Below are 21,969 nucleotides of genomic sequence, written 5' to 3'. Positions count from 1 at the left end.
TCCATCTCAACCCGCGATCACGCGTGCCATCTCCAGGCACTTGTTGGAGTAGCCCCACTCGTTGTCGTACCAGCTCACGAGCTTCACGAACGTGGGGTCGAGCTGGATGCCGGCGTCCGCATCGAAGATGGACGTTCGCGGGTCGCCGCGGAAGTCGGTCGCCACCACCTTGTCCTCGGTGTAGCCGAGCACGCCCTTCAGCGCGCCTTCGGACTGCGACTTCATCTCGGCGCAGATCTCGGCGTACGTGGCGGGCCTGTCGAGCTCGCAGGTGAGGTCGACCACCGAGACGTCCGAAGTCGGCACGCGAAACGACATGCCCGTGAGCTTCTTGTTCAGCTCGGGGATCACGACGCCGACCGCCTTGGCGGCTCCGGTGGAGGACGGGATGATGTTCTCCAGGATGCCGCGGCCGCCGCGCCAGTCCTTGTTGCTCGGGCCGTCCACGGTCTTTTGCGTGGCGGTCGCCGCGTGCACGGTGGTCATGAGCCCGCGCTTGATGCCCCACTTGTCGTGGACCACTTTCGCAAGCGGGGCCAGGCAGTTCGTGGTGCAGGAGGCGTTGGAAATCACCTTCTGCCCGTCGTACTTCGCATGGTTCACGCCGTACACGAACATCGGCGTGTCGTCCTTCGAGGGCGCGGAGAGGATCACCTTCTTCGCTCCGGCGTCCACGTGCTTCTGCCCGGATTCGCGGGTGAGAAAGAGGCCGGTGGATTCGATCACGACATCGGCGCCGACGTCGCCCCACTCGAGGCTCGCGGGGTCCTTCTCGGCCGTGAGGCGGATGCGCTTGCCGTTCACGATGAGCGTGGAGCCTTCCACCGCGAGCTCCCCTTTGAAGCGGCCATGCACGGAGTCGTACTGCAGCATGTAGCAGAGGTAGCCGGGCTCCAGCAGGTCGTTGATGCCGACGATTTCCACGTCGGGGAAGTTCTGCACCGCCGAGCGCAGCACGTTGCGCCCGATGCGGCCGAAGCCGTTGATGCCGATTCTGAGAGTCATGTCGATAAGCTCCAGTTCAAAGAATGCCTTGCCGCTAGCCTACGCCGAAAAACGTTGCTGCAAAACCGTCTGCACCGTATCCGCCACGTTTTGCGGCGTGAAGCCGAAATGCTTGAACACGGCCGACGCCGGCGCCGATTCGCCGAACGTGTCGATTCCCACGACGGCCGCGCAGCCGAACTTCCACCAGAAGTCCGTGACGCCGGCTTCCACCGCCACTCGCGGGATGCCCGCGGGAAGCACCTCTTCCTTGTACTCGCGGCTCTGCCGTTCGAACGCCGTCGTGCAGGGCATCGAGACGACACGCACCGCGAGCCCCCGCTGCGCGAGCAGCTCCTGCGCTTTGAGCGCGAGCTGCACTTCCGAGCCGGTGGCGATGATCACCGCGCGCGCCTTGCGCTTCACCCCCACTTCGGCCGGCTCGGCAAGCACGTAGGCGCCCTTCTCGATGGCCTCGAGGCCTTCCCTGGCCGCATAGGGCAGATTCTGCCGCGACAGCAGGAGCGCCGTGGGCCGCGTCGCGTTGCGCAGGGCGCAGGCCCATGCGACCGCCGTCTCCGCCGTGTCGCAGGGACGCCAGACTTCGAGATTGGGGATGAGGCGCAGGCTCGCCGCGTGCTCGATCGACTGGTGCGTGGGCCCGTCCTCGCCGAGGCCGATCGAATCGTGCGTGAACACGTGCACCACGCGCTGCTTCATGAGCGCCGCCATGCGGATCGCGTTGCGGCTGTAGTCGCTGAACGTGAGAAAGGTTCCGCCGTAGGGGATGTAGCCGCCGTGCAGCGCGACGCCGTTCATGATCGCGGCCATGCCGAATTCGCGCACGCCGTAGTTGATGTGGCGACCGATGCCGCCTTCGGCCGTGCGCACCACGTCGCCCGCCTGGTCGAAGCGCAGCGGCGGCGTGCTCTTCGTGTTGGTGAGGTTGGAGCCCGTGAGGTCCGCCGAGCCGCCGAGCATCTCCGGCAGCGCGGCAGTGAACGTTTCGAGCGCCATCTGCGACGCCTTGCGCGAGGCGACCGTCTCCGCCTTCGCGTGCGCCTCGAGGGCGACTTCGGCGGCCACCTGAGCGAAGTTCTTCGGCAACTCGCCCTTCATGCGGCGCAGGAACTCGGCCGCGAGTTCCGGATGGGCCGTGCGGTACGCGTCGAAGCGCTTCTGCCATTCCGACTCCAGCGTGTCGCCTCTGGCGCGCGCGTCCCATTCGTCGTAGACGCCCTGCGGCAAGTGGAAGGGTTCGTGCGCCCAGCCGATCGCGCTGCGCGTGAGCGCCACTTCCTCCGCGCCGAGCGGCTCGCCGTGCGCCTTGGCCGTGTTGGCCCGATTGGGCGAGCCCTTGCCGATCTGCGTCTTCGCGACGATCAGGGTCGGCCGGTCGGCACTGAGGCGCGCCGAGGCAATGGCCTTGTCCACCGCTTCGATGTCGTGCCCGTCCACCGGGCCGATCACGTTCCAGCCGTAGGCCTTGAAGCGCGCTGCCGTGTCGTCGACGAACCAGGGAGTCACCTGGCCGTCGATCGAGATGCCGTTGTCGTCGTAGACGGCGATGAGCTTGTTGAGCTTCCACGCTCCGGCGATCGAGCAGCATTCGTGGCTGATGCCTTCCATCAGACAACCGTCGCCCAGGTACACGTAGGTGTGATGGTCGACGATGGTGTGGCCGTCGCGATTGAATTCCGCCGCGAGCAGCTTTTCCGCGAGCGCCATGCCCACGGCGTTGCTGATGCCTTGGCCGAGCGGCCCGGTCGTGGTCTCGACGCCGGGCGTGAGGCCATGCTCCGGGTGCCCGGGCGTCTTGCTGTGAAGCTGCCGGAACCCCTTCAGCTCGCCGATCGGCAGGTCGTAACCTGTCAAGTGCAGCAGGGCGTACAGCAGCATCGAGGCATGGCCGTTGGAAAGCACGAAGCGGTCCCGGTCGGGCCAGCGCGGATTCTTCGGGTTGTGCCGCAGATGGCGGTGCCAGAGCGCCACCGAGATGTCGGCCATGCCCATCGGCGCGCCCGGATGTCCCGAATTCGCTTGCTGCACGGCATCCATGGCGAGCGCGCGAATCGCGTTCGCCATCAGTGAATCGTTGGACATCGGGGGCGGCCTTCGAAGGAGGAATATCGGGACAAACCCGGCATTTTACTTGGAGCGCACGCATGGGGCGCCCACATCCGGCGTGGCCGCGCCTGGAGCGCGCCCGATGCACTAAAGTCTCGTCATGAAAGGCCTGCACCTCACCGCCGACCTGTACGTCTGCCGCTGCGATACCGCCTGGCTGACCGACGTGGACCGGCTCGGGCCCTGGTGCGTGGAGGCGGTGAAGGCCGTGGGGCTGCAGGTGGTGAACCAATTGTTCCACGTCTTTCCCGGATCGAACGCCTCGCCCGGGGGCATCACGGCAACGGTGCTGCTTGCGGAATCGCACGTGTGCCTGCACACCTGGCCCGAGCAGAAGGCGGTGACGCTCGACGTGTACGTGTGCAACTTCAGCGGCGACCACTCGGCCAAGGCGCGCAACCTGATGGCCGCCCTCGTGAATCGCTTCGTGCCCGAGTGGACCGAGCAGCGCTCGATGGACCGCGGTGACGACGAATGAATGCCGCATTGAATGCCGCGTGAATGCCGAGTGAAATGCCGCATGCATGGCCGGTGAGCGACGCATGAGCGACCCCGGGAAGGGCGAGGCGCTGATCCTGGCCGCGGGGCGCGGCGAGCGCATGCGGCCGCTCACCGACGCCTGCCCCAAGCCGCTGCTGAAAGTCCGCGGCAAGCCGCTCATCGAGTGGCATCTCGAAGCGCTCGCGCGAGCCGGCATCGGCCGCGTCGTGATCAACACGGCATGGCTCGAGGCGCAGATCCCCGCCGCGATCGGCGACGGCTCGCGCTGGGGACTGGCCATCGACTACTCGATGGAAGGCCGCGACCACGGCGGCGCGCTCGAGACGGCCGGCGGGATTGCGAAGGCGCTGCCGCTGCTGCGGGAGACGTTCTGGCTCGTGTCGGCCGACATTCACGCGCCGGACTTCGTCTACGACCCACAGGCGGCGCAACGGTTCGCCCGGACGAATCTGCTCGCGCACCTGTGGCTCGTGCCCAATCCAGGATTCCATGCGAAAGGGGACTTCGGCATCGGCGCGGACGGCTACGGCCTGGCCGATGGCCCCGGCCCCGATGGCAGCACGTGGACCTACGCGAATCTGGCGCTCGTGCGCGCCGAGCTCTGCGCAGCGATCCCCGTCGGGCAGAAGGTGGCGCTCGGCCCGCGGCTTTATGCCGGCATGCGCGAGCACCGCATCACGGTCGAGCGGTTCGGGGGCGAATGGCACAACCTCGGCACGCCCGCGCAGCTGGCCGCGCTGCAGCAAACGGCCTGCCGCGAACTGCCGAGACACGGCGGCTCGTAAAGGCCGACAATCGGGGGCATGAACACGAACGTCCCCACCTCGCTTTATGCACAGCGGCGCGCGCGCATGGCCCGGCAGCTCGGCGGCAACGGCGTCGCGATCGTTCCGACCGCGCCGGAGCGGCCGCGCAACCGCGACTCGGACTTCCTCTACCGCCACGACAGCTACTTCTACTACCTCACCGGCTTCACCGAGCCGAATGCATGGCTCGTGGTGGCGGCAGACGGAACCAGCACGCTCTTTTGCCAGCCGAAGGACACGGAACGCGAGATCTGGGACGGCTTTCGGCTCGGCCCCGAGGCGGCGACCGCCGCGCTCGGCGTGAACGAAGCGCATCCCATCGGCGAACTGGATGCGCGCCTGCCGAAGCTGCTGGAAAACAAGGCCTCGGTGTGGTTCCCGTTCGCCACGCATGCGGGACTCGAGCAGCGCATCGCGGGCTGGCTGTCGCAAGTGCGTTCGCGCGTCCGCTACGGCGCGCTCTGCCCCGAAGAGCAGCACGACCTCTGCGCGGTGCTCGACGAGATGCGCCTCTTCAAGGACCCGCACGAGCAGGACGTGATGCGCCGCGCGGCCGCGATCAGCGCGCGTGCTCACGTGCGCGCGATGAAGGCGAGCGCGCGCATGCTGCGCGAAGGCCACGACCTGCGCGAATACCACCTGGACGCCGAGCTGCTGCACGAATTCCGCGCGGGCGGCTCGCAGTACACGGCCTACGGCTCCATCGTGGCCGCGGGCGCGAATGCCTGCGTGCTGCACTACCGCGCCGACGCCGCGCCGATTCGTCCGGGCGAGCTCGTGCTGATCGACGCGGGCTGCGAGCTCGATGGCTACGCGAGCGACATCACGCGCACCTTCCCCGCCGACGGCAAGTTCACCGGGCCGCAGCGCACGCTGTACGACCTCGTGCTCGCTTCGCAGCAGGCCGCGGTCGATGCGACCAAACCCGGCGCGCGGTTCACCGACCCGCACGATGCGGCCGTGAAGGTGCTCGCGCAGGGCATGCTCGACACGGGCCTCCTGGATCGCAACAAGGTGGGCACGCTCGACGACGTGATCGAGAAGCGCGCGTATTTCCAGTTCTACATGCACCGCACGGGCCACTGGATCGGCATGGACGTGCACGACGCCGGCAGCTATGTGGAGCCCGGCCAGACGGGGGAGGTGAGCGAGCGCAAGGACCCGCTGTCGGGCGAAGTGATCAAGAACCGCCCGAGCCGCATCCTGCGGCCCGGCATGGCCCTCACCATCGAGCCGGGCCTCTACGTGCGTCCGGGCGAAGGCGTGCCGGAAGCCTTCCACCACATCGGCATCCGCATCGAGGACGACGCGATCGTCACGCCCGAAGGCTGCGAGCTCATCACGCGCGGCGCGCCGGTGAAGGCGGACGAGATCGAAGCGCTGATGCGTGGCTGATGCGTCGTCTTCTCCCTCCCCCTCCGCGGGAGGTCTCGGGTGGGGGCAAACGGAGGGCGTGCTTCGGCTTCGCCTTCAGCGTCCCGAGCGTCTCAACGCGCTCACGCTTTCACTCGCGCGCGACCTGCTTGCCGCCATCGAGCGGGCCAATGCCGACGACAGCGTGCGTGTGGTGCTGCTTTGCGGTGAAGGCCGGGCCTTTTGCGCCGGCAAGGACCGCGACGATGCCGCCACCGGCGAGTTCGTCGATGTGCTGCAGCGCGTGGCCGCCGCATTGATGGATTCGCCGAAGCCCGTGGTGGGCGCCGCGCAAGGCTGGGCGGTCGGTGCGGGGCTGGAATTGCTGCTCAATTGCGACATCGTCGTTGCCGCGCGCAATGCGCAGTTCAAACTGCCCGAGGTCGCCTCGGGGCTGTTCGTGACGGGCGGCGCAGCCGCGCTGCTGCCGCGCGCCATCGGCCTGCCGAGGGCCAAAGGCGTGCTGATGCTGGGCGAACCCTTCACGGCGGAGCAGGCGCTGGCGTGGGGTCTGGTGTGGGAGGTGGTGGACGATGCGCGGCTGGAAGCGAGGTCGCTTGCCATCGCGACGCATCTCGCGCTCGGCGACCGAGGCATCCTCGCCGATGCGAAGCGGCTGCTCCATCGCGAATCGATCGGTGAGCTTGACGGTGTCTTGCAGCGGGAAGCCGTGGTGCATGCTGTGTTGATGCGCAAGCTCGTGCTATAGATTCACTTCAGCGCAACAGGGCCACGAACCCGGCCTGTTCGAAATGATGGTCGTGTGCCAGTGCCTCCGTCACGCCCCGCTCTCGCATGAGATTGAAGGATGCGCAGTCCGTGAGACTCCACTCTTTGTCTACCATCGCTCGGAATCGCTCGAACGCCGACAGGAATTGCAGCGACGTTTGCGGCACGACCTCCACGTTGGGGTCCAGACGAATCGCTTCCACACACCTCACGGCCGAGGGTCTGAGCGAAATCTTCGAAAGTGCCGCGAGCAACTCGACGAGCACCATTTCGCTCGTGAGAACTCGGACCTTTCCCAAGCCTCTCGACACTTCCAACGATTTCGCGTGCAGGCGATCCTGCGGATTGAGCGTGGCCGCCCAGTATCCAGTGTCTGCAAAGACGACTTTCACCGGTCTGCATCTCCCCGGCCATAGACCACCTCATCTATCCTTTCGGAAAGATCGTTCGGGACGGAACTCCAGATTCCTGCGGGAGCCTCCTCTCCGATCCTGGCCAATTGGTCCCAGATGGGAGGCGCGGAATCATCGAAGTCCCCTGCCGATGAGGGCGCCAGGCCAACCTGCTCGATGCGGATGAATCGCTTGACCTGGCGATCGCGTGTGGAGAATTCCGCATTCCCGATGACGTGGAGGCGCACACTGCGATGATTCTTCAGCGCATCGAGGACGACCATTTCCTGGCTGGCGTCGAAGTGACCTTCGATAGACACGCCGGATTCGACAATCTGAAGCTTGAACACGCCGGGGCCGAGGTTCGCCATGCGGACCTCACCGATGACGTCCACTCTGTCTTCGTAAGTGGGGCCCACCCAGGCGGCAAGTGATACCCGCGCCTTCTGTGTGTATGGTGCTTCCCGAGACGATCCACGCGCGGAGGTGAACAGCACTTCATCCTCGCGTAGCGTCCGACCGAAGTTCGCGAACAGCGGGATAACGTTTGAAGGAAGTTGTTCGGGCAGCAAGTCATCGCGATCGGCGGCGACAATCGCCGCATCGATCAGGGCAGCTGCCTCTTCGAACTCATCGCCAAGATCCAGCTCTCCCTGCGCGGCCCCTCGCACACGGCGCAAAGGCACCCTGGCCGATCCGTCTTCGATTCGGTCGAACTGAAGTCGGAAGCCCTCTTCAAATCCTCGTGGCAAACGTTCGCGCGCCGGGTTCTTGCGCCGCCAAAGCTCCTTCGCACACTCCAGCACCAGCGTCCGATACGCAATCAGCTCCTGCGTGCACTCGACATCGAGGGCGTGGCCCTGGAAGCGGCTGCCTTCGAAGCGCAACGACGCGAGCTCCAATGTGGCTTCATCGACCATATCGGCCTCCTTGAGTTGCTATTGTCCTTCTTTGGGAGAAGCACGGCAAAGTGACCCACCATCCCATTTTGCGGCATCGACAGGCACGCAGCCTTGGAGAAGGGGCTGGCTACACCTGCATGAGCGCGATCGCTCCCGCCCTATGCCCCATCGTGAACGCCTCCTCGAAGATCGAATAACCCGCCCAGTCCGCATGCGCGAAGCTCAACGGCTTCGTCACGGCAGGCATGCCTGAAAGCGCGAGCGAACCCGGCACGGGAATCGACATGGCGTGACCGTAGCGCGCGACTTCGACGCGCGTGACCTTGGCGGCAAGGTCGGGGTGCGGGGCGGAAAGTTCCGCGAGCGCCGCATCGCGCCAGTGCTGCCACGAAGAATCCAGCACTTCCCGCCGCTTCGATTCGCCCGGCGCGCAATACCAGCTGAACACCGTCGGGCCCGGCCGCGGGTCGAGCTTCTGGTGCGTCGCTACGACGTAGCCGAGCCCCGCCGTCCCGTACACGACGTTGTCCCACGCGATTTCCGCACCGGCGCGATCGTCGGGCAGCGCGCGCAGATGCAGGTTCGCCACGACCCAGGGCGCGTAGCGCATTGCGGCCGCCTTTCGTTGCAGAAAGACAGGCGCGTTCACGATCACGCGAGCCGCGATGAAAACCGGCAACGCGACGATGCAGTGATCGGCCTGCCAGCGGTCGATGCGCCCGGTTCGAACATCGAGCGCATCGACTTCGACGCCACGCCGCATGGCTGCGATGCGAACGACGACGCAGCCGCCATGAAATCGCTCCTTCAACGAAGCCGCCAGCGTGCGCGCGAAGAACGCATTGCCCTCCGGCCAGGTGAGGAGCCCTTCGCGTTCGGCATCGTCCGCCGCGAGCGGATGAAAGCCATGGCGCGCCGCGAAGTAGTGGATGCCGGCCCACGCCGACACGGTGTCGATGCCCGCGCCGTAGTCGTCGCGGCAGCAGTAGTCGAGCAGCCAGCGCAGCTGCGCGTCATCGAGCCGCTGCCGGTCCAGCCACCGCGCGAAGGTCATCGCGTCGAGTTCCGTCGCGGCGCGCGTGTCGTCGCGCACGGCCATCGGGATCGCGAACCGATGCACTCGCCTCGCATCCTCCACGAGCTGCGCGAATCGCCTGTACTGCGCGATCGTCGCGTTGCCGACGGCGTCCAGCGGCACCACGCCGTCTTGCCAGCGGCCGCGAAACCAGAGGCGCTCCTGCGGCGCGTGCACCAGATGCAGTTCCTCGTATTCCCAGCGGCCCGCCACGCGCCTTCTCAGGCCCAGTTCCTCGAGAAAGTCCTGCACCTCGGGTGAGTCGTCGCCGGGGACCGGCAGATAGTGCGCGCCCCAGGGGCAAGCGATGCCGTTCACCGCGCCCGCGCGGCTGTTGCCGCCGGGATCGTCCTCGAGATCGAGCACGGCGAAATCCTCGATGCCGCGCAAGCGCAGCGCGCGCGATGCGGCAAGGCCCGCGATGCCGGCGCCGGCGATGACGACGCGTACGCGGTGAGTACGCGCAGGGGCGGACGAGGTATGCGCTTCGCGCAGGAGATGGCCACGATCGAAGGACGCACCGCCCGCGAAGCCGCCCGGGATGTCCCGCGCAGGATGACACCCCGAGGCGAGAGCCGACGCGGTGCCTGCGAGAAAAGCGCGGCGCGCAATGCCCCTACCCCGGCCCTCCACCAAAGGGGGAGGGAGTTTGCCGGAGACATCGCGGATCACTGATGCACCTTGCCCCACTCGCGCTCGTACGTCGTCACGAGCACCTGGTTCGACAGGCGATTCACTTCGGCCGGCACGCGCGCCATGTCGCGCGGGAAGTCGAAGAGCGCGGGAAGGCCGCCAACCGTGAGGAAGCGCAAGCCCCCCGGCAATTCCGTCGGCAGTCGATAAGGCCTGTGGCTCGCGATCACATAGCCCCACTCGCCGAAACTCGGCACATGCGCGTGATACGGCGTGGCGACGAGCCCCACGGATTCGATCGTCGTCACCACGGTCCAGAAGCTCTGCCGCGCAAGCAGCGGCGACGTCGTCTGCACCACCGCATAGCCGCCCGCGGCGAGACGCTGCTCCAGCAGCGCGTAGAACGAGCTCGTGTAGAGCTTGCCGATCGAGAAGTTCGTCGGATCGGGGAAGTCGACGATGATCGCGTCGAACATCTCGCGCGAGTCTTCGAGCCACTTGAACGCATCGGTGTTCACGATCTTCAGCTTCGGTGACGAGAGCGAGCCGCCGTTCAGACGCGTGAGTGCTGGGTGCGTCGAGAAGAGTCGCGTCATGTCCGGATCGAGCTCCACGAGCGTCACGCTTTCCACCTGGGGGTAGCGCAGCACTTCGCGCAGCGCCATGCCGTCGCCGCCGCCGAGGATCGCGATGCGGCGCGGCGCCCCTTGTGCCGCGAGCACCGGATGCACCAGCGCTTCGTGATAACGGTATTCGTCGCTCTGCGCGAACTGAAGGTTGCCGTTCAGGAAAAGCCTGATCCCCCCGGTGCGGCTTGTGGTGACGACGATGCGCTGCCACGGTGTGGTCTCGGCCACCAGCACCTGTGCCTGGTAGACGCGGTCTTCCGCGAGCGTTGTGATCTCCTGCGCCCCCGCGAATGCCGCACCCAGCGCCAGCACCGTCAGCACACACGCGACCGCATGCGCGCGAAGCCGCCGCAGCTCGTTGCGAAAGAGCCAGAGCGCCCAGAACGCCACCGCCGCGTTCATGAGCCCGAAGAGAAGGCCCGTTCGCACGAGCCCGAGCTGCGGCACGAGCACGAGCGGAAAGGCGATGGATACCGCGAGCGCGCCGAGGTAGTCGAACGTGAGGACCTGCGACACGAGATCGCGCAAGGCGACGTCGCGCTTCAGGATGCGCATGACCAGCGGAATCTCGAGTCCCACGAGCACGCCGACGGCCACGACCAGCCCATAGAGCAGCACACGGAACACGGCGGGCTGCCATGCGTTGGCAACAAAGAGGACCGCGGGCATCGCGCCGCCCGCGAGCGCCACCATGAGCTCGATGCGGAGAAAGTGCGCGGGCAACTGCCGCTCGAAAAAGCGCGAAAGCCAGGAGCCCACCCCCATCGCGAACAGGTAGCTGCCGATCACGGTGGAGAACTGCAGCACCGAGTCGCCCAGCACGTACGACGCGAGCGCGCCCGCGGCCAGTTCGTACACCAGCCCGCAGGCGGCCACGACAAAGACGGACGCGAGCAACGCCACCTCGAGCGGGCGCGGCGCGGAGGCACTCACGCTTTCAGCCGTGGACCGCCGCCGCAACGATGATCGAAATGCCGAGCGACATCGCGCCCACGACGATCGCGAGCGCCACGTTGTGCTTCTCCACGATCTCGGCCCATAGGTCGTACGGCGTGATCTTGTCGACGACGATGAAGCACACGAGAAATACCACGACGCCGATCAGGGCGTAGAGGATCGAGCCGAAAAAGGCACTGGGCTTGAGCCATTCCAGATCCATGGGAGTTTCTCCTTGGGTTGATCTCACTTGTGGCTGCCGCCACTCGAATAGCCGCCGAACGAGCCGCCGCCCGTGCGGTAGCCCGAAGAACCGCTGCCGCCCTCGCAGGCGCGCAGCAGCGCGATCAAAATCAGGATGATGAACAGCATGAGGAAGATGGAAAAGCACCCCATCCCGCCCTTGACGCCGCCTGCGCCCCCGCTGAGCGGGCCGGCATCGCCGCGCCCGGCCATCTTGTCCTTGATGTTGAAGGCCGCGCCGACGAGATCGCTCGTCACCATGCTGCCCGCCGACCAGGTGCGCTCGCGCGGCGTCTCTTCCAGCGACAGGAGGTTCCTGCCTTTCTGGAAATCGCGGTTGAAGCTCTTTTGCCCGCGCATCACGGGCCAGTAGAACTCCCCCGCGACGTACGTCGTTTCGGCGCTATAGCTGTACTTGAGCTGGTAGGTCGCGCCTAGGTAGCTCGCGCTCGATGCGCCGTCCTTGTACGCGGGGGCGCCAGTCGTAGGCTTCACGATGCTCCAGCCCTCGCTCGTGTCGACGAGGAAGATGAAGCCGCGCTTCCTGTTGAAGAGCAAGTATTCGTCCCAGCCGAATTTCTCTTCGTCCTCGTCCTGCGGATCGTGGCCGAGCCGGTGCTGGTAGCCCACCACCTGCCACTGCGCGCCCTGAAGCTGTCCCATCGAGCCGAGCGGAATGAACGGCTCGAACGCCTCTTCCTGCTCGACGTGATGCAGCTCGCCGCCGAGGCCCGCCGCCAGATCGATCACGCTGTGGCACGAACCGCACGTGATGCTCTTGCTCGCGTCGAGATGCACTTCCACCGGCGCGCCGCAGTTCGGGCAGGCGAACTGCCGCCCCTTCTGCTCGGCGGCGACTTCCTCGCGCAGGCCGGTGATCTGCAACTCGTCGAGCGCCACCGCGCGGCCGCGCGTGAGCTGCGGCGGCACGCTGCCGTAGTCGATCGCGAGCACCTCGCCATCGGCGCTGCGCATCTCGATCATCGCAAACGGCTGGTTCATGGGCGGCAGCTTCGGCAGCTCGCCTTGCGCCGAGACGAGGGCGACCTCCTCGTTGGACGTCACCTCGTAGGTCTTGCCGGCGATCGCGGTGTTCGCGCCCACGCGAAACGAGCTCGTGAAGAGCGGCAGCGCGCGCCCGGCTTCGGCGGGCGACGTGAAGACGTACGAGCCGTTGTCCTCCGCGAGGAAGTGCGGCGTGCCGTCGTCGGTGAGCGCGATCCACTCGGCCCACGGGCCGCTCGGTCCGCGGTATTGCAGCCGGCCGACGAGCGTGAAGGCCCGCCCCTGCCAGCGGCCGCTTGCCATGAGCTGCAGCGGACTGTGGTCCTCGAAGACTTCGGCCATCTTGCCGACGCGCGAGAGGACTTCGCCTTCGCGCACGACGGTGCTCTTGCAATAGCTGCAGACGGCGTAGAGCGACGAAGCGCTGCGGAACTCCACCGGCGCGCCGCAGCCCGGGCAGGGAGCCCGGTAGATTCGCTGGAAAGTCTCCGTCGCCACGTTCGCTTGTTTTCGGGGCTGTGCGCGGTTGGGGGTGTCGCTGCGCTCCTCGAGCCGCCCCGGCGCTTGCCGGCACTTACACGAGCTTCTTCAGCAACTCGGCCTTCTTCGCATCGAACTCTTCCTGCGTGAGGATGCCCTTGGCCTTCAGTTCGCCCAGCTTCTCGAGCGTGGCCATCACGTCGTCCGGCTTCACCGGCACCGCGGCGGGCGCAGCCTGTTGCGGTGTCTGCGCGCTCTGCAGCCCCTGCGACAGGTTCTGTGCCAGCACCTGCCCCATCGCGATACCCGCGCCAAGGCCCATCGCGTCCCCCGCCAGGCCGCCGCCACCGCCCTGACTCACCCCACGGGCAAGCTCCGGGATCGCCTGACCGGTCTGGTACTGCATGAACTTGCCCATGTCGCTGCCGACCATGCCCATGCCGATGCGCTGATCGAGGATCTTCTGCAGCTCCTCGGGCAGCGACAGGTTCTGCACGGTCATCGTTTCGAGCTTGAGCCCGATGCCCTCGAACGCGGGCGCAACGGCTTTCTGCAGCGCGTTCGCGAATTCAACCTGGTTTGCCGCGAGATCGAGAAAGGGCAAGCCGCTTTGCGCCACCGCGTCGCTGATGTGCTGCAGCACGATGCCGCGCAGCTGGCCGTCGATTTCCGGCACGGTGTAGCGCTCGCGCGTGCCGGACACCTTCTCGTAGAAGGTCTTGGCGTCGCCGATCGAATACGCGTAGTTGCCGAAGACGCGCACGCGCACCGCGCCGAAGTCCTTGTCGCGGATGCTGATGGGCTGCGGCGTGCCCCAGCGCTGGTCGGTCTGCAGCCGGGTGGAGAAGAAGTAGACGTCGCTCTTGAAGGGCGACTCGAAGAGCTTGTCCCAGTTCTTGAGGTAGGTGAGGACCGGAATCGTCTGCGTCGTGAGCTTGTACTGGCCGGGGCCGAACACGTCGGCCACCTTGCCCTCGTTCACGAACACCGCCATCTGCGACGCGCGCACCGTGAGCGCGGCGCCGTACTGGATTTCCATGTCGGCCATCGGGAAGCGCCAGGCGAGCACGCCTTGCTCGTCCTCCGTCCACTGGATGACGTCGATGAACTGTTTCTTGATGAAATCCATCAGGCCCATGGTGTCCGCTCCTTGGCTCGAAGTGACGGTGGCGGCCATGATACCGCCGGGCAGCATTGCGCCACCTCAGACGAGATTGCGCAATTCCCGCAACGCCACCGACAGCATCGCCAGATCGCCGCCGCCCTTGGCTTCGCGCAGTTCCGTGAGCAGCCGCTGCGCACGGTCCATCGCCTGGCGATTTCCCTGTTCCCACAACGCGAGCACCGCGGCGGCTGTGCCCTCGTGATGCGTCACGGCCTCCAGCGCGATCGAGCGCTGCAAGTCCGCGAGATCGTCGCCCAGCGCCAGCTTCGCGAGCGTCGCCCAGTAGCTTTCGGCCGGAAGCAAGTCGATCTGCTGGCGCAGCCGCTCGAGACCCAGGCGTTCGCCCACTCCCGCGTGCACGCCCGCCGTTTCGTCGAGCGGCCGATGCGCCGTCTCGGCGATCTCGGTGATGTCCAGCGCGTTGAACAGGCCTTCGGCCGAATCCACGTGCACGGCCAGCGCCTGCGGCACACCCGCCTGCATCCACGCCGCGGCGCGCGGGGATCGACCGGCGCCCTGTTCCAGCCGCGCCGTGAGCGCCTGGACGGCCGGTGCGAAGCGCTTCACCTGCAATTCCGTCGATTCGTTGAGACGGCGCGAACGCAGGAACCACGTCGTCGAGCGCGTGATGAGTCCTCGCAGCGCGATCACCATCTCGGCCTGCACCTCGTCGGCGACGACGTTGTCGAGCGCCTCGATCTCCTGCCAGGTCGCAACGAAGCCGAAGACCTCGCGCGTCGCGAGATACGCGCGCACGATCTGCGCCGCCGTCGTGCCCGTGATCTCGGACATGCGGTGCACGAAGGTCGGTCCCACGCGGTTGATCATGCTGTTGAGCACATGCGTGACGATGATCTCGCGCTTCAGCGGATGCCGCGGGATGTAGGCCGCGAATTTTTCCTTCAGCAGCTTCGGGAAGTAGCGCTCGAGCGCGGTCGCGACCCAGGGGTCTTCCGGCAGCTCGGAGGCGATCAGCTCGTCGTTCAGCCACATCTTGCTGTACGCGAGCAGCACCGCCTGTTCGGGCTGCGTGAGCGCGTCGCCTTTGAGCTTGCGCTCGGCGATTTCGTCGTCGCCCGGCAGGAATTCGATCGCGCGGTTGAGCTCTCCTTGCTTTTCGAGGAAGCGGATGAACCGCGCCTGTTCGTCCAGCAGCCGCGGCGCGAGCCGATGGCCGATCGACAGCGCCTGCGTCTGGAAGTAGTTGTCGCGCAGCACGAGCGCCGCGACGTCGTCCGTCATCTGCGGCAGCAGCGCGTTGCGCTGCTTTTGCGTCATCTCGCCGTCGGCCACCGCGATGCCCAGCAGAATCTTGATGTTGACTTCGTGGTCGGACGTGTCGACGCCCGCGGAGTTGTCGATGGCGTCGGTGTTGAGCTTCACGCCGTGCTGCGCCGCTTCGATGCGCCCGAGCTGCGTGAAGCCGAGGTTGCCGCCTTCGCCCACCACCTTGCAGCGCAGTTCACCGCCGTCGATGCGGATCGCATCGTTCGCGCGGTCGCCCACGTCGGCCTGCGTTTCGCTGGACGCCTTCACGTAGGTGCCGATGCCGCCGTTGTAGAGCAGGTCCACCGGCGCTTTCAGGATCGCCGTGATGAGCTCCGAGGGCGTGAGGTGTTCGGCCGCGATGCCCAGTGCCGCGCGCGCCTGCGGCGAGACCGGAACCGATTTCTCCGAGCGCGCCCACACGCCGCCGCCATCCGAAATCTGCTTGACGTCGTAGTCGGCCCACGACGAGCGGGGCAGCTTGAAGAGGCGCTCGCGTTCCGCGAACGTCGAGGCCGCATCGGGCGCGGGATCGATGAAGATGTGCCGATGGTCGAAGGCCGCCACGAGCCGGATATGGCGCGACAGCAGCATGCCGTTGCCGAAGACGTCGCCCGACATGTCGCCGATGCCCACGCAGGTGAAGTCGGTCGTCTGCGTATCCACGCCCATTTCGCGGAAATGGCGCTTCACGCTTTCCCACGCGCCGCGCGCGGTGATGCCCATCGCCTTGTGGTCGTAGCCCACGCTGCCGCCGGAGGCGAAGGCGTCGCCGAGCCAGTGGCCGTATTCGGCGCTGACCTGGTTCGCGTAGTCGGAGAACGTGGCCGTGCCCTTGTCGGCCGCGACCACGAGGTAGGGATCGTCCCCGTCGATGCGCACCACTTGCGGCGGCGGCACCGTCTTGCCGCCCACGAGGTTGTCCGTGAGGTCCAGGAGACCGCGCAGGTAGTCCTGGTAGCAGGCGACGCCTTCTTTCATGTAGGCCTCGCGGTCGCTCGCGGGCGGCGCCTTCTTCAACACGAAGCCGCCCTTGGAGCCGACCGGCACGATGACGGTGTTCTTCACCATCTGGGCCTTCACGAGTCCCAGCACCTCGGTGCGGAAGTCGTCGGGACGATCGGACCAGCGCAGGCCGCCGCGCGCGACCTTGCCGCCGCGCAGATGGATGCCTTCGAAGCGCGGCGAGTACACGAATATCTCGTAGAGCGGCCGCGGCTGCGGCATGCCCGGCACCTTCGCCGAATCGAGCTTGAAGCTGAGGAACGGCCGCCGCGCGCCGATCGCGCCCGAGTGGCCGACACCGGTGCGCCAGAAGTTCGTGCGCAGCGTCGCCTGCACGAGCGCGAGCAGCTGCCTCAGGACGCGATCCTCGGAGAGGTTGCTCACCTTCTCGAGCGCCTTCTCGATCGCGTTCACCTGCGCCTGGGCGCCGGCCTCGTCGCGCTTTTGGGGATCGAACCGCAGTTTGAAAAGGCCCACGAGCATGCGTGCGATGCGCGGGTGCGCGGCAAGCGTGGCGGAGATCGTGGCCTGCGACTGCGCGAAGCCGATCTGCTTCAGGTACTTCGCGTATGCGCGCAGCACCACCACTTCTTCGGCGGCGAGGCCCGCGAGCAGCACGAGGCGGTTGAAGTCGTCGTTCTCGACGTCGCCGCGAAAGACTCGCGCGAAGGCGTCTTCGAAGAGCCGCGCGAGCGATTCGGGTTCGGCCTGCGTCCCGGGCTGGGCCTGCAGTTCGAAGTCGTGCAGGAAGACCGGGCCGTTCGCGCCCTCGACTCGGTAGTTCGCCTCGCCGAGCACGCGCACGCCCATGTGTTCCAGCATCGGCAGGCTGTCCGAGAGGACCACCGGCGCGCCCAGGCGATAGACCTTCAGGCCGAGCGCACCGGGTGGCGCGCCGAGCGGCCAGTAGAGCGATTGCGCGAGCGCGGCACCGGGCGACAGCGTCGCGATCTTGCGCAGGTCGGGCACCGCCGAGCGCGGCGCGACGCGGTCCCGGTACGCCGCCGGAAAGGCCGCGCTCCACTGCTTGTAGAGCGCGAGGCCGTTGGCTTCGCCTTCGGCGTCGACGAGCGCATCGCGCAGGTCGTCGTCCCAGCGCCGTGCCGCGGCGGCGAGCTTGCGCTCGATGTCCTTGCGGTCGTAGGGCGGCGGCTGCTCGCCCGGGGCGGTGCGCACCGTGAAGTGGATGCGCGCGAGCGTCGTGCCCGACAGCAGCACGTCGAATTCGGCGCTCTGGCCGTTGAGCGCGGCAAGCAGGATGCGCTGGAACTTGATGCGCAGATCGGTCGAATAGGCTTCGCGCGGTGCGTACACGAGGCACGACACGAAGCGCGCGAACGGATCGCGCCACATGAAAAGTCGCAGGCGCTGGCGTTCGCCGAGGGCCAGCACGCCGAGCGCGGTGTCGTAGAGGTCTTCGAACGGGATCTGGAAGAGATCGTCGCGCGGATAGGTTTCGAGGATGTGCTGCAGCGCCTTGGCGAGGTGGCCGCCGGGCGAGAAACCCGCGCGCTGCACGATGGCGTCGACCTTGCCGCGCAGCAGCGGCGTTTCCGACACGCGCGAGCTGTAGGCGGTGGATGTGAAAAGGCCGATGAAGCGGTGTTCGCCGATCACGCGCCCGTCGCTCGCATAGCGCTTCACCCCGACGTAGTCGAGATGCCCGTCGCGATGCACGGTCGAGAGGCTGTTGGCCTTGGTGACGACGAGCACGGGCAGCGGCGCGCGCGCCACGGCGTACGAGGAGGGCGGCAGCACGGAAGTCGCCTGCATCATCGCGCCTTCGTCCGGGCGCAGGAGCCCGAGGCCGGTGCCGGGCACGACGCGCAGCGCGAGCTGGTCGCCTTCTTCCACGAGTTCGTGCTGACGGTACCCGAGCAGCGTGAAGTGCTGGTCGGCGAGCCAATCGAGGAAGGCGCGGCTCTCGGCGAGGTCCGCGGCAGGAACGGATGTCGCGGCCGCGAGTTCGTTCGATGCCTCGGTCAGGTGCGAGAGCATCGGCTTCCAGTCGGTGACGGCGGCGCGCACGTCGTGCAGCACGCGCTCCACGCCTTCGGCCATGCGCTGGCGCTGCGCGGCGTCGACCAGGCGGTCGATCTCGATGTACATCCACGATTCGCGCGGCGCATCGGCTGCGTCGCTGCGCGGGGCGATCGACTGCAGCAGCCCCTCGGCATCTCGCCGCACCGCGTAGATCGGGTGGATGATGAGATGCAGGCTATGGCCCTGGCGCTTGATTTCCATCGTGACGGAGTCGACCAGGAACGGCATGTCGTCGTTCACGATCTCGATCACGGTGTGACGCGAACCCCAGCCGTCGTCACCGAGCGAGGGGCTGAAGACGCGCACGCGCGCCACGCCGGCGTCGCGTTGCGCGCCGAACTGGCGATGCGACAACACCGCGCCGAGCAAGTCCTCGGGGCTGCGCTCCGACAGGTCGTCGGCGTCGACCTGCAGGAAGTATTCGCGTGCGAACGGTTCGAGCGCGCGGGCCTCGTCCGCGCCCAGCCGGGCGGCCGCGAGGGCCAGCACGGCGTCGACGCGCTCCGCGCGCATCAGTTCGATGGAGGCGTTCATGCGGTGTTCTCCTCGTGCGGGCCGCACTGTAAGGCGCGCCGAGCCGTTAAGGCCAATGCCGTTTGCTCGGCGCGCCATGCAAACGCGGCATGGCGCAAACGCTGCCCCGATACGCACATCCCCGTACTAGGGTTTACCCGAGCGGAGACTACAATCGCGATCCCGCAGGAGACAAGCATGCCCCCCGATCAATCGGTCAGCACCGAAGAAAAACGCGCGCAACTGCGCCAGGCCGCGCTCGAATACCACGAGTGGCCCACGCCCGGCAAAGTCGCGATCCACGCCACCAAGCAGCTGCTGAATCAGCACGACCTCTCGCTCGCCTATTCACCGGGCGTTGCCGCGCCGTGCGAAGAGATCGTGAAGGACCCGACCGCGGCATTTCGCTACACGAGCCGCGGCAATCTCGTGGCCGTCATCACCAACGGCACCGCCGTCCTGGGGCTCGGCGACATCGGCCCGCTCGCGGCCAAGCCGGTGATGGAAGGCAAGGGCGTGCTGTTCAAGAAGTTCGCCGGCATCGACGTCTTCGACATCGAGATCAACGAGAAGAACGATCTCGACAAACTCGTGGACGTGATCGCGGCGCTCGAGCCGACGTTCGGCGGCATCAATCTCGAAGACATCAAGGCGCCCGACTGCTTCTACGTGGAGCGCAAGCTTCGCGAGCGCATGAAGATCCCCGTGTTCCACGACGACCAGCACGGCACGGCGATCGTGGTGGGCGCGGCCGTCCTGAACGGCCTGAAGGTGGTCGGCAAGGACATCTCGCGGGTGAAGGTTGTGACCTCCGGCGCGGGCGCCGCGGCGCTCGCGTGCCTCGGGCTGCTGCTGAAACTCGGCGTGAAACGCGAAAACGTGTGGGTGACCGACCTCGCGGGCGTCGTCTACAAAGGCCGCAAGGAACTGATGGACGAGGACAAGGTGCAGTTCGCGCAGGAGACCGCGGCTCGCGGCCTCGCCGAGGTGATCGAGGGCGCCGACGTGTTCCTCGGCCTTTCGGCCGGCGGCGTGCTCAAGCCGGAGATGGTGAAGATGATGGCGGCGAGCCCGCTCATCCTGGCGCTCGCCAACCCGACGCCGGAGATCACGCCGGAAGAGGCGAAGGCCGCGCGCGCCGACTGCATCATCGCCACCGGCCGCACCGACTACGCCAACCAGGTGAACAACGTCCTGTGCTTTCCCTACATCTTCCGCGGCGCGCTCGACTCCGGAGCGACGACGATCACGATGGAGATGGAAATCGCCGCGGTGCATGCGATCGCGGAGCTCGCGCAGGCCGAGCAAAGCGAAGTGGTCGCGGCCGCCTACGCCGGGCAGCAGCTCGCCTTCGGGCCCGACTACCTGATCCCCAAGCCGTTCGACCCGCGCCTCATGATGAAGATCGCGCCCGCCGTGGCCAAGGCCGCGGAGGCAAGCGGCGTCGCGCTGCGGCCGGTGCGTGACATGGACGCCTATCGCGAGAAGCTGCAGGCGTTCGTCTACGCCTCGGGCACGACGATGAAGCCGATCTTCTCGGCCGCCCGGCTCGCCGCGAAGAAGCGCGTGGCCTTCTGCGAAGGCGAGGAAGAGCGCGTGCTGCGCGCGGCGCAGGTCGTGGTGGACGAGCAGATCGCGCGGCCCACGCTCATCGGGCGGCCGAAGATCATCGCCGAGCGCGTGGACAAGTTCGGGCTGCGCCTGCGCGAAGGCGTCGACTACGACGTGGTGAACACCGAGTACGACGAGCGCTATCGCGACTTCTGGCAGACCTACCATCGCATGAGCGACCGCAAGGGCGTGACGGCGCAGATGGCCAAGATCGAGATGCGACGGCGCCTCACGCTGATCGGCGCGATGCTGCTGCACAAGGGCCAGGTCGACGGGATGATCTGCGGCACCTGGGGCACGACCGACATCCACCTGCGCTATATCGACCAGGTGATCGGCAAACGCGCGGGGGTGAACACCTATGCCTGCATGAACGGCCTGCTGCTGCCGGGGCGGCAGGTGTTCCTGGTCGACACGCACGTGAACCAGGACCCGACCGCCGGGCAGCTGTCGGAGATCACGATGCTCGCGGCCGAGGAGATGCTGCGCTTCGGCATCAAGCCGAAAGTCGCGCTGCTCAGCCACTCGAACTTCGGCTCCCACAACTCGCCGAGCGCCACCAAGATGCGTGAGACGCTGGCCCACCTGCGCGACGAGGCGCCGTGGCTGGAAGTCGATGGCGAGATGCACGGCGACGTGGCGCTCGACGGCCATGCCCGCAACCTTCTGATGCCGCGCAGCACGCTCGCGGGCGACGCGAACCTGCTCGTTCTGCCCAACATCGATGCAGCCAATATTTCTTACAACCTGCTCAAGACCGCCGCGGGCGGCAACATCGCGATCGGCCCGGTGCTGCTCGGGGCCGCCAAGCCCGTGCATATCCTCACCGCCAGCACGACCGTGCGCCGGATCGTGAACATGACCGCCCTCACCGTCGCGGACGCCAACGCTGCACGGTAAGCGCTGCGCCGAGAGCTTGCGCTAACTCTCGCCGCCACGCCGCAGCTCGCGCACGTCAAGCGAAAGACCACCAAAGGCCTTGCCTTCCTGCCCAAAAAGTGGGCAGGCACTTGCTTTTTGGGGGGACCTGCGTCACACTACCGCTCTTGATTTTCCGGGTTTACCCGGAGTGTTTTTCCTCACGAAGGTCACCGTAGAAGGTCCGTTCATGGCCCGCGTTGCGGCTGTCAAGTTTGCGCTCACTAGCTGCATCCTGGCGGCGTTTTTCGGCGGCATCCCGGCTGAAGCCCGGCCGCCCGCGCAGGCGAACCTCCTGGGCGCAGAAGCGACGATCCAAGTCGCCGAGCTGCCCTCGCAGGCCCGGACCACCTACGAACGCGTCCGCCGCGGCGGGCCGTTTCCCTTCGACAAGGACGGCACGGTGTTCGGGAACCGGGAACGTTTGCTTCCGGTCAATACACGCGGCTACTGGCGCGAGTACACCGTCCGGACGCCGGGATCAAGTGACCGGGGGGCCCGGCGCATCGTGTGCGGAGGACCGATGAAGGCGCCGCACGCTTGTTATTACACCGCTGACCATTACGCCAGCTTTCGCAAGATCGTGGAGTGAT

General features: G+C 66.9%; 16 protein-coding genes. 6 read left to right on the top strand and 10 right to left on the bottom strand.

All coding sequences use genetic code 11. From position 1 onward, the window contains the following. Nucleotides 1–6 precede the first annotated feature (6 nt). Both gap and tkt read right to left on the bottom strand, forming a co-directional pair. Nucleotides 7–1,005: a type I glyceraldehyde-3-phosphate dehydrogenase gene (gene gap, locus VHA82_RS24445; protein ID WP_325548174.1), complete on the bottom strand. Its 999-nt coding sequence runs from the start codon at nucleotides 1,003–1,005 to the stop codon at nucleotides 7–9. A 39-nt stretch (nucleotides 1,006–1,044) separates the two neighbouring features. Next, on the bottom strand, nucleotides 1,045–3,087 hold the full coding sequence (gene tkt / locus VHA82_RS24440; RefSeq protein WP_325548172.1) for a transketolase: 2,043 nt from the start codon (nucleotides 3,085–3,087) through the stop codon (nucleotides 1,045–1,047). A 124-nt stretch (nucleotides 3,088–3,211) separates the two neighbouring features. Here tkt and speD point away from each other — a divergent pair, with 124 nt between their 5' ends. The 4 genes from speD to VHA82_RS24420 all read left to right on the top strand — a co-directional run bounded on the left by speD (nucleotide 3,212) and on the right by VHA82_RS24420 (nucleotide 6,540). Further along, nucleotides 3,212–3,589, top strand: a complete 378-nt coding sequence (gene speD / locus VHA82_RS24435) for an adenosylmethionine decarboxylase (RefSeq protein WP_325548169.1) — start codon at nucleotides 3,212–3,214, stop codon at nucleotides 3,587–3,589. Between the two features lie 64 nt (nucleotides 3,590–3,653). Next, nucleotides 3,654–4,397 (top strand): nucleotidyltransferase family protein, encoded by a 744-nt coding sequence (locus tag VHA82_RS24430; RefSeq protein WP_325548167.1) that lies wholly within the window; start codon nucleotides 3,654–3,656, stop codon nucleotides 4,395–4,397. 18 nt (nucleotides 4,398–4,415) lie between these two features. Then, nucleotides 4,416–5,813, top strand: a complete 1,398-nt coding sequence (locus VHA82_RS24425; RefSeq protein WP_325548165.1) for an aminopeptidase P N-terminal domain-containing protein — start codon at nucleotides 4,416–4,418, stop codon at nucleotides 5,811–5,813. A 58-nt stretch (nucleotides 5,814–5,871) separates the two neighbouring features. Next, nucleotides 5,872–6,540, top strand: coding sequence for an enoyl-CoA hydratase/isomerase family protein (locus tag VHA82_RS24420; RefSeq protein ID WP_325548162.1), 669 nt, complete (start codon nucleotides 5,872–5,874; stop codon nucleotides 6,538–6,540). 7 nt (nucleotides 6,541–6,547) lie between these two features. On the opposite strand, the gene VHA82_RS24415 is transcribed toward VHA82_RS24420, so the two are convergent. The 8 genes from VHA82_RS24415 to VHA82_RS24380 form a co-directional block, all read right to left on the bottom strand. Then, nucleotides 6,548–6,952: a type II toxin-antitoxin system VapC family toxin gene (locus tag VHA82_RS24415; RefSeq protein ID WP_325548160.1), complete on the bottom strand. Its 405-nt coding sequence runs from the start codon at nucleotides 6,950–6,952 to the stop codon at nucleotides 6,548–6,550. After that, the gene (locus tag VHA82_RS24410) at nucleotides 6,949–7,872 is read right to left on the bottom strand and encodes a hypothetical protein (protein WP_325548158.1); all 924 of its coding nucleotides are present in this window, start codon (nucleotides 7,870–7,872) and stop codon (nucleotides 6,949–6,951) included. Before VHA82_RS24410 ends, VHA82_RS24415 begins: the two co-directional genes overlap by 4 nt. A 109-nt stretch (nucleotides 7,873–7,981) precedes the next feature. Next, a complete protein-coding gene (locus VHA82_RS24405) occupies nucleotides 7,982–9,541 on the bottom strand; it encodes an NAD(P)-binding protein (RefSeq protein WP_414708698.1) in 1,560 nt (519 codons plus the stop codon). Between the two features lie 56 nt (nucleotides 9,542–9,597). Beyond that, nucleotides 9,598–11,124, bottom strand: coding sequence for a polyamine aminopropyltransferase (locus VHA82_RS24400; protein ID WP_325548154.1), 1,527 nt, complete (start codon nucleotides 11,122–11,124; stop codon nucleotides 9,598–9,600). 4 nt (nucleotides 11,125–11,128) lie between these two features. Further along, on the bottom strand, nucleotides 11,129–11,350 hold the full coding sequence (locus VHA82_RS24395) for a DUF350 domain-containing protein (protein ID WP_325548151.1): 222 nt from the start codon (nucleotides 11,348–11,350) through the stop codon (nucleotides 11,129–11,131). 23 nt (nucleotides 11,351–11,373) lie between these two features. Beyond that, nucleotides 11,374–12,873, bottom strand: coding sequence for a DUF4178 domain-containing protein (locus VHA82_RS24390; protein WP_325548149.1), 1,500 nt, complete (start codon nucleotides 12,871–12,873; stop codon nucleotides 11,374–11,376). 76 nt (nucleotides 12,874–12,949) lie between these two features. Continuing rightward, on the bottom strand, nucleotides 12,950–13,993 hold the full coding sequence (locus tag VHA82_RS24385) for an SPFH domain-containing protein (RefSeq protein ID WP_325548147.1): 1,044 nt from the start codon (nucleotides 13,991–13,993) through the stop codon (nucleotides 12,950–12,952). A 66-nt stretch (nucleotides 13,994–14,059) separates the two neighbouring features. Next, complete coding sequence (locus VHA82_RS24380) at nucleotides 14,060–18,868, bottom strand: NAD-glutamate dehydrogenase (RefSeq protein WP_325548145.1); 4,809 nt, start codon at nucleotides 18,866–18,868, stop codon at nucleotides 14,060–14,062. 3 nt (nucleotides 18,869–18,871) lie between these two features. Here VHA82_RS24380 and VHA82_RS24375 point away from each other — a divergent pair, with 3 nt between their 5' ends. Continuing rightward, nucleotides 18,872–21,358 carry an NADP-dependent malic enzyme gene (locus VHA82_RS24375; protein ID WP_414708696.1) on the top strand — a complete coding sequence of 829 codons (2,487 nt, stop codon included), beginning with the start codon at nucleotides 18,872–18,874 and terminating at the stop codon, nucleotides 21,356–21,358. 208 nt (nucleotides 21,359–21,566) lie between these two features. Then, a complete protein-coding gene (locus tag VHA82_RS24370) occupies nucleotides 21,567–21,968 on the top strand; it encodes a ribonuclease (RefSeq protein ID WP_325548141.1) in 402 nt (133 codons plus the stop codon). The last annotated feature ends 1 nt before the right edge of the window (nucleotide 21,969 follow it).

The sequence above is a fragment of the Ramlibacter sp. genome, from assembly GCF_035548915.1.
Lineage (GTDB): Bacteria > Pseudomonadota > Gammaproteobacteria > Burkholderiales > Burkholderiaceae_C > Ramlibacter.
Note: the sequence above shows the minus strand (reverse complement) of the source record. Positions and strands in the feature narration are given on the sequence as shown.

Excerpts from the sequence above, each read along its gene's own strand:
- gap (WP_325548174.1), bottom strand. The coding sequence starts at position 1,005 with ATGACTCTCAGAATCGGCATCAACGGCTTCGGCCGCATCGGGCGCAAC.
- tkt (WP_325548172.1), bottom strand. The coding sequence starts at position 3,087 with ATGTCCAACGATTCACTGATGGCGAACGCGATTCGCGCGCTCGCCATG.
- speD (WP_325548169.1), top strand. The coding sequence starts at position 3,212 with ATGAAAGGCCTGCACCTCACCGCCGACCTGTACGTCTGCCGCTGCGAT.
- VHA82_RS24430 (WP_325548167.1), top strand. The coding sequence starts at position 3,654 with ATGAGCGACCCCGGGAAGGGCGAGGCGCTGATCCTGGCCGCGGGGCGC.
- VHA82_RS24425 (WP_325548165.1), top strand. The coding sequence starts at position 4,416 with ATGAACACGAACGTCCCCACCTCGCTTTATGCACAGCGGCGCGCGCGC.
- VHA82_RS24410 (WP_325548158.1), bottom strand. The coding sequence starts at position 7,872 with ATGGTCGATGAAGCCACATTGGAGCTCGCGTCGTTGCGCTTCGAAGGC.
- VHA82_RS24395 (WP_325548151.1), bottom strand. The coding sequence starts at position 11,350 with ATGGATCTGGAATGGCTCAAGCCCAGTGCCTTTTTCGGCTCGATCCTC.
- VHA82_RS24385 (WP_325548147.1), bottom strand. The coding sequence starts at position 13,993 with ATGGGCCTGATGGATTTCATCAAGAAACAGTTCATCGACGTCATCCAG.
- VHA82_RS24380 (WP_325548145.1), bottom strand. The coding sequence starts at position 18,868 with ATGAACGCCTCCATCGAACTGATGCGCGCGGAGCGCGTCGACGCCGTG.
- VHA82_RS24370 (WP_325548141.1), top strand. The coding sequence starts at position 21,567 with ATGGCCCGCGTTGCGGCTGTCAAGTTTGCGCTCACTAGCTGCATCCTG.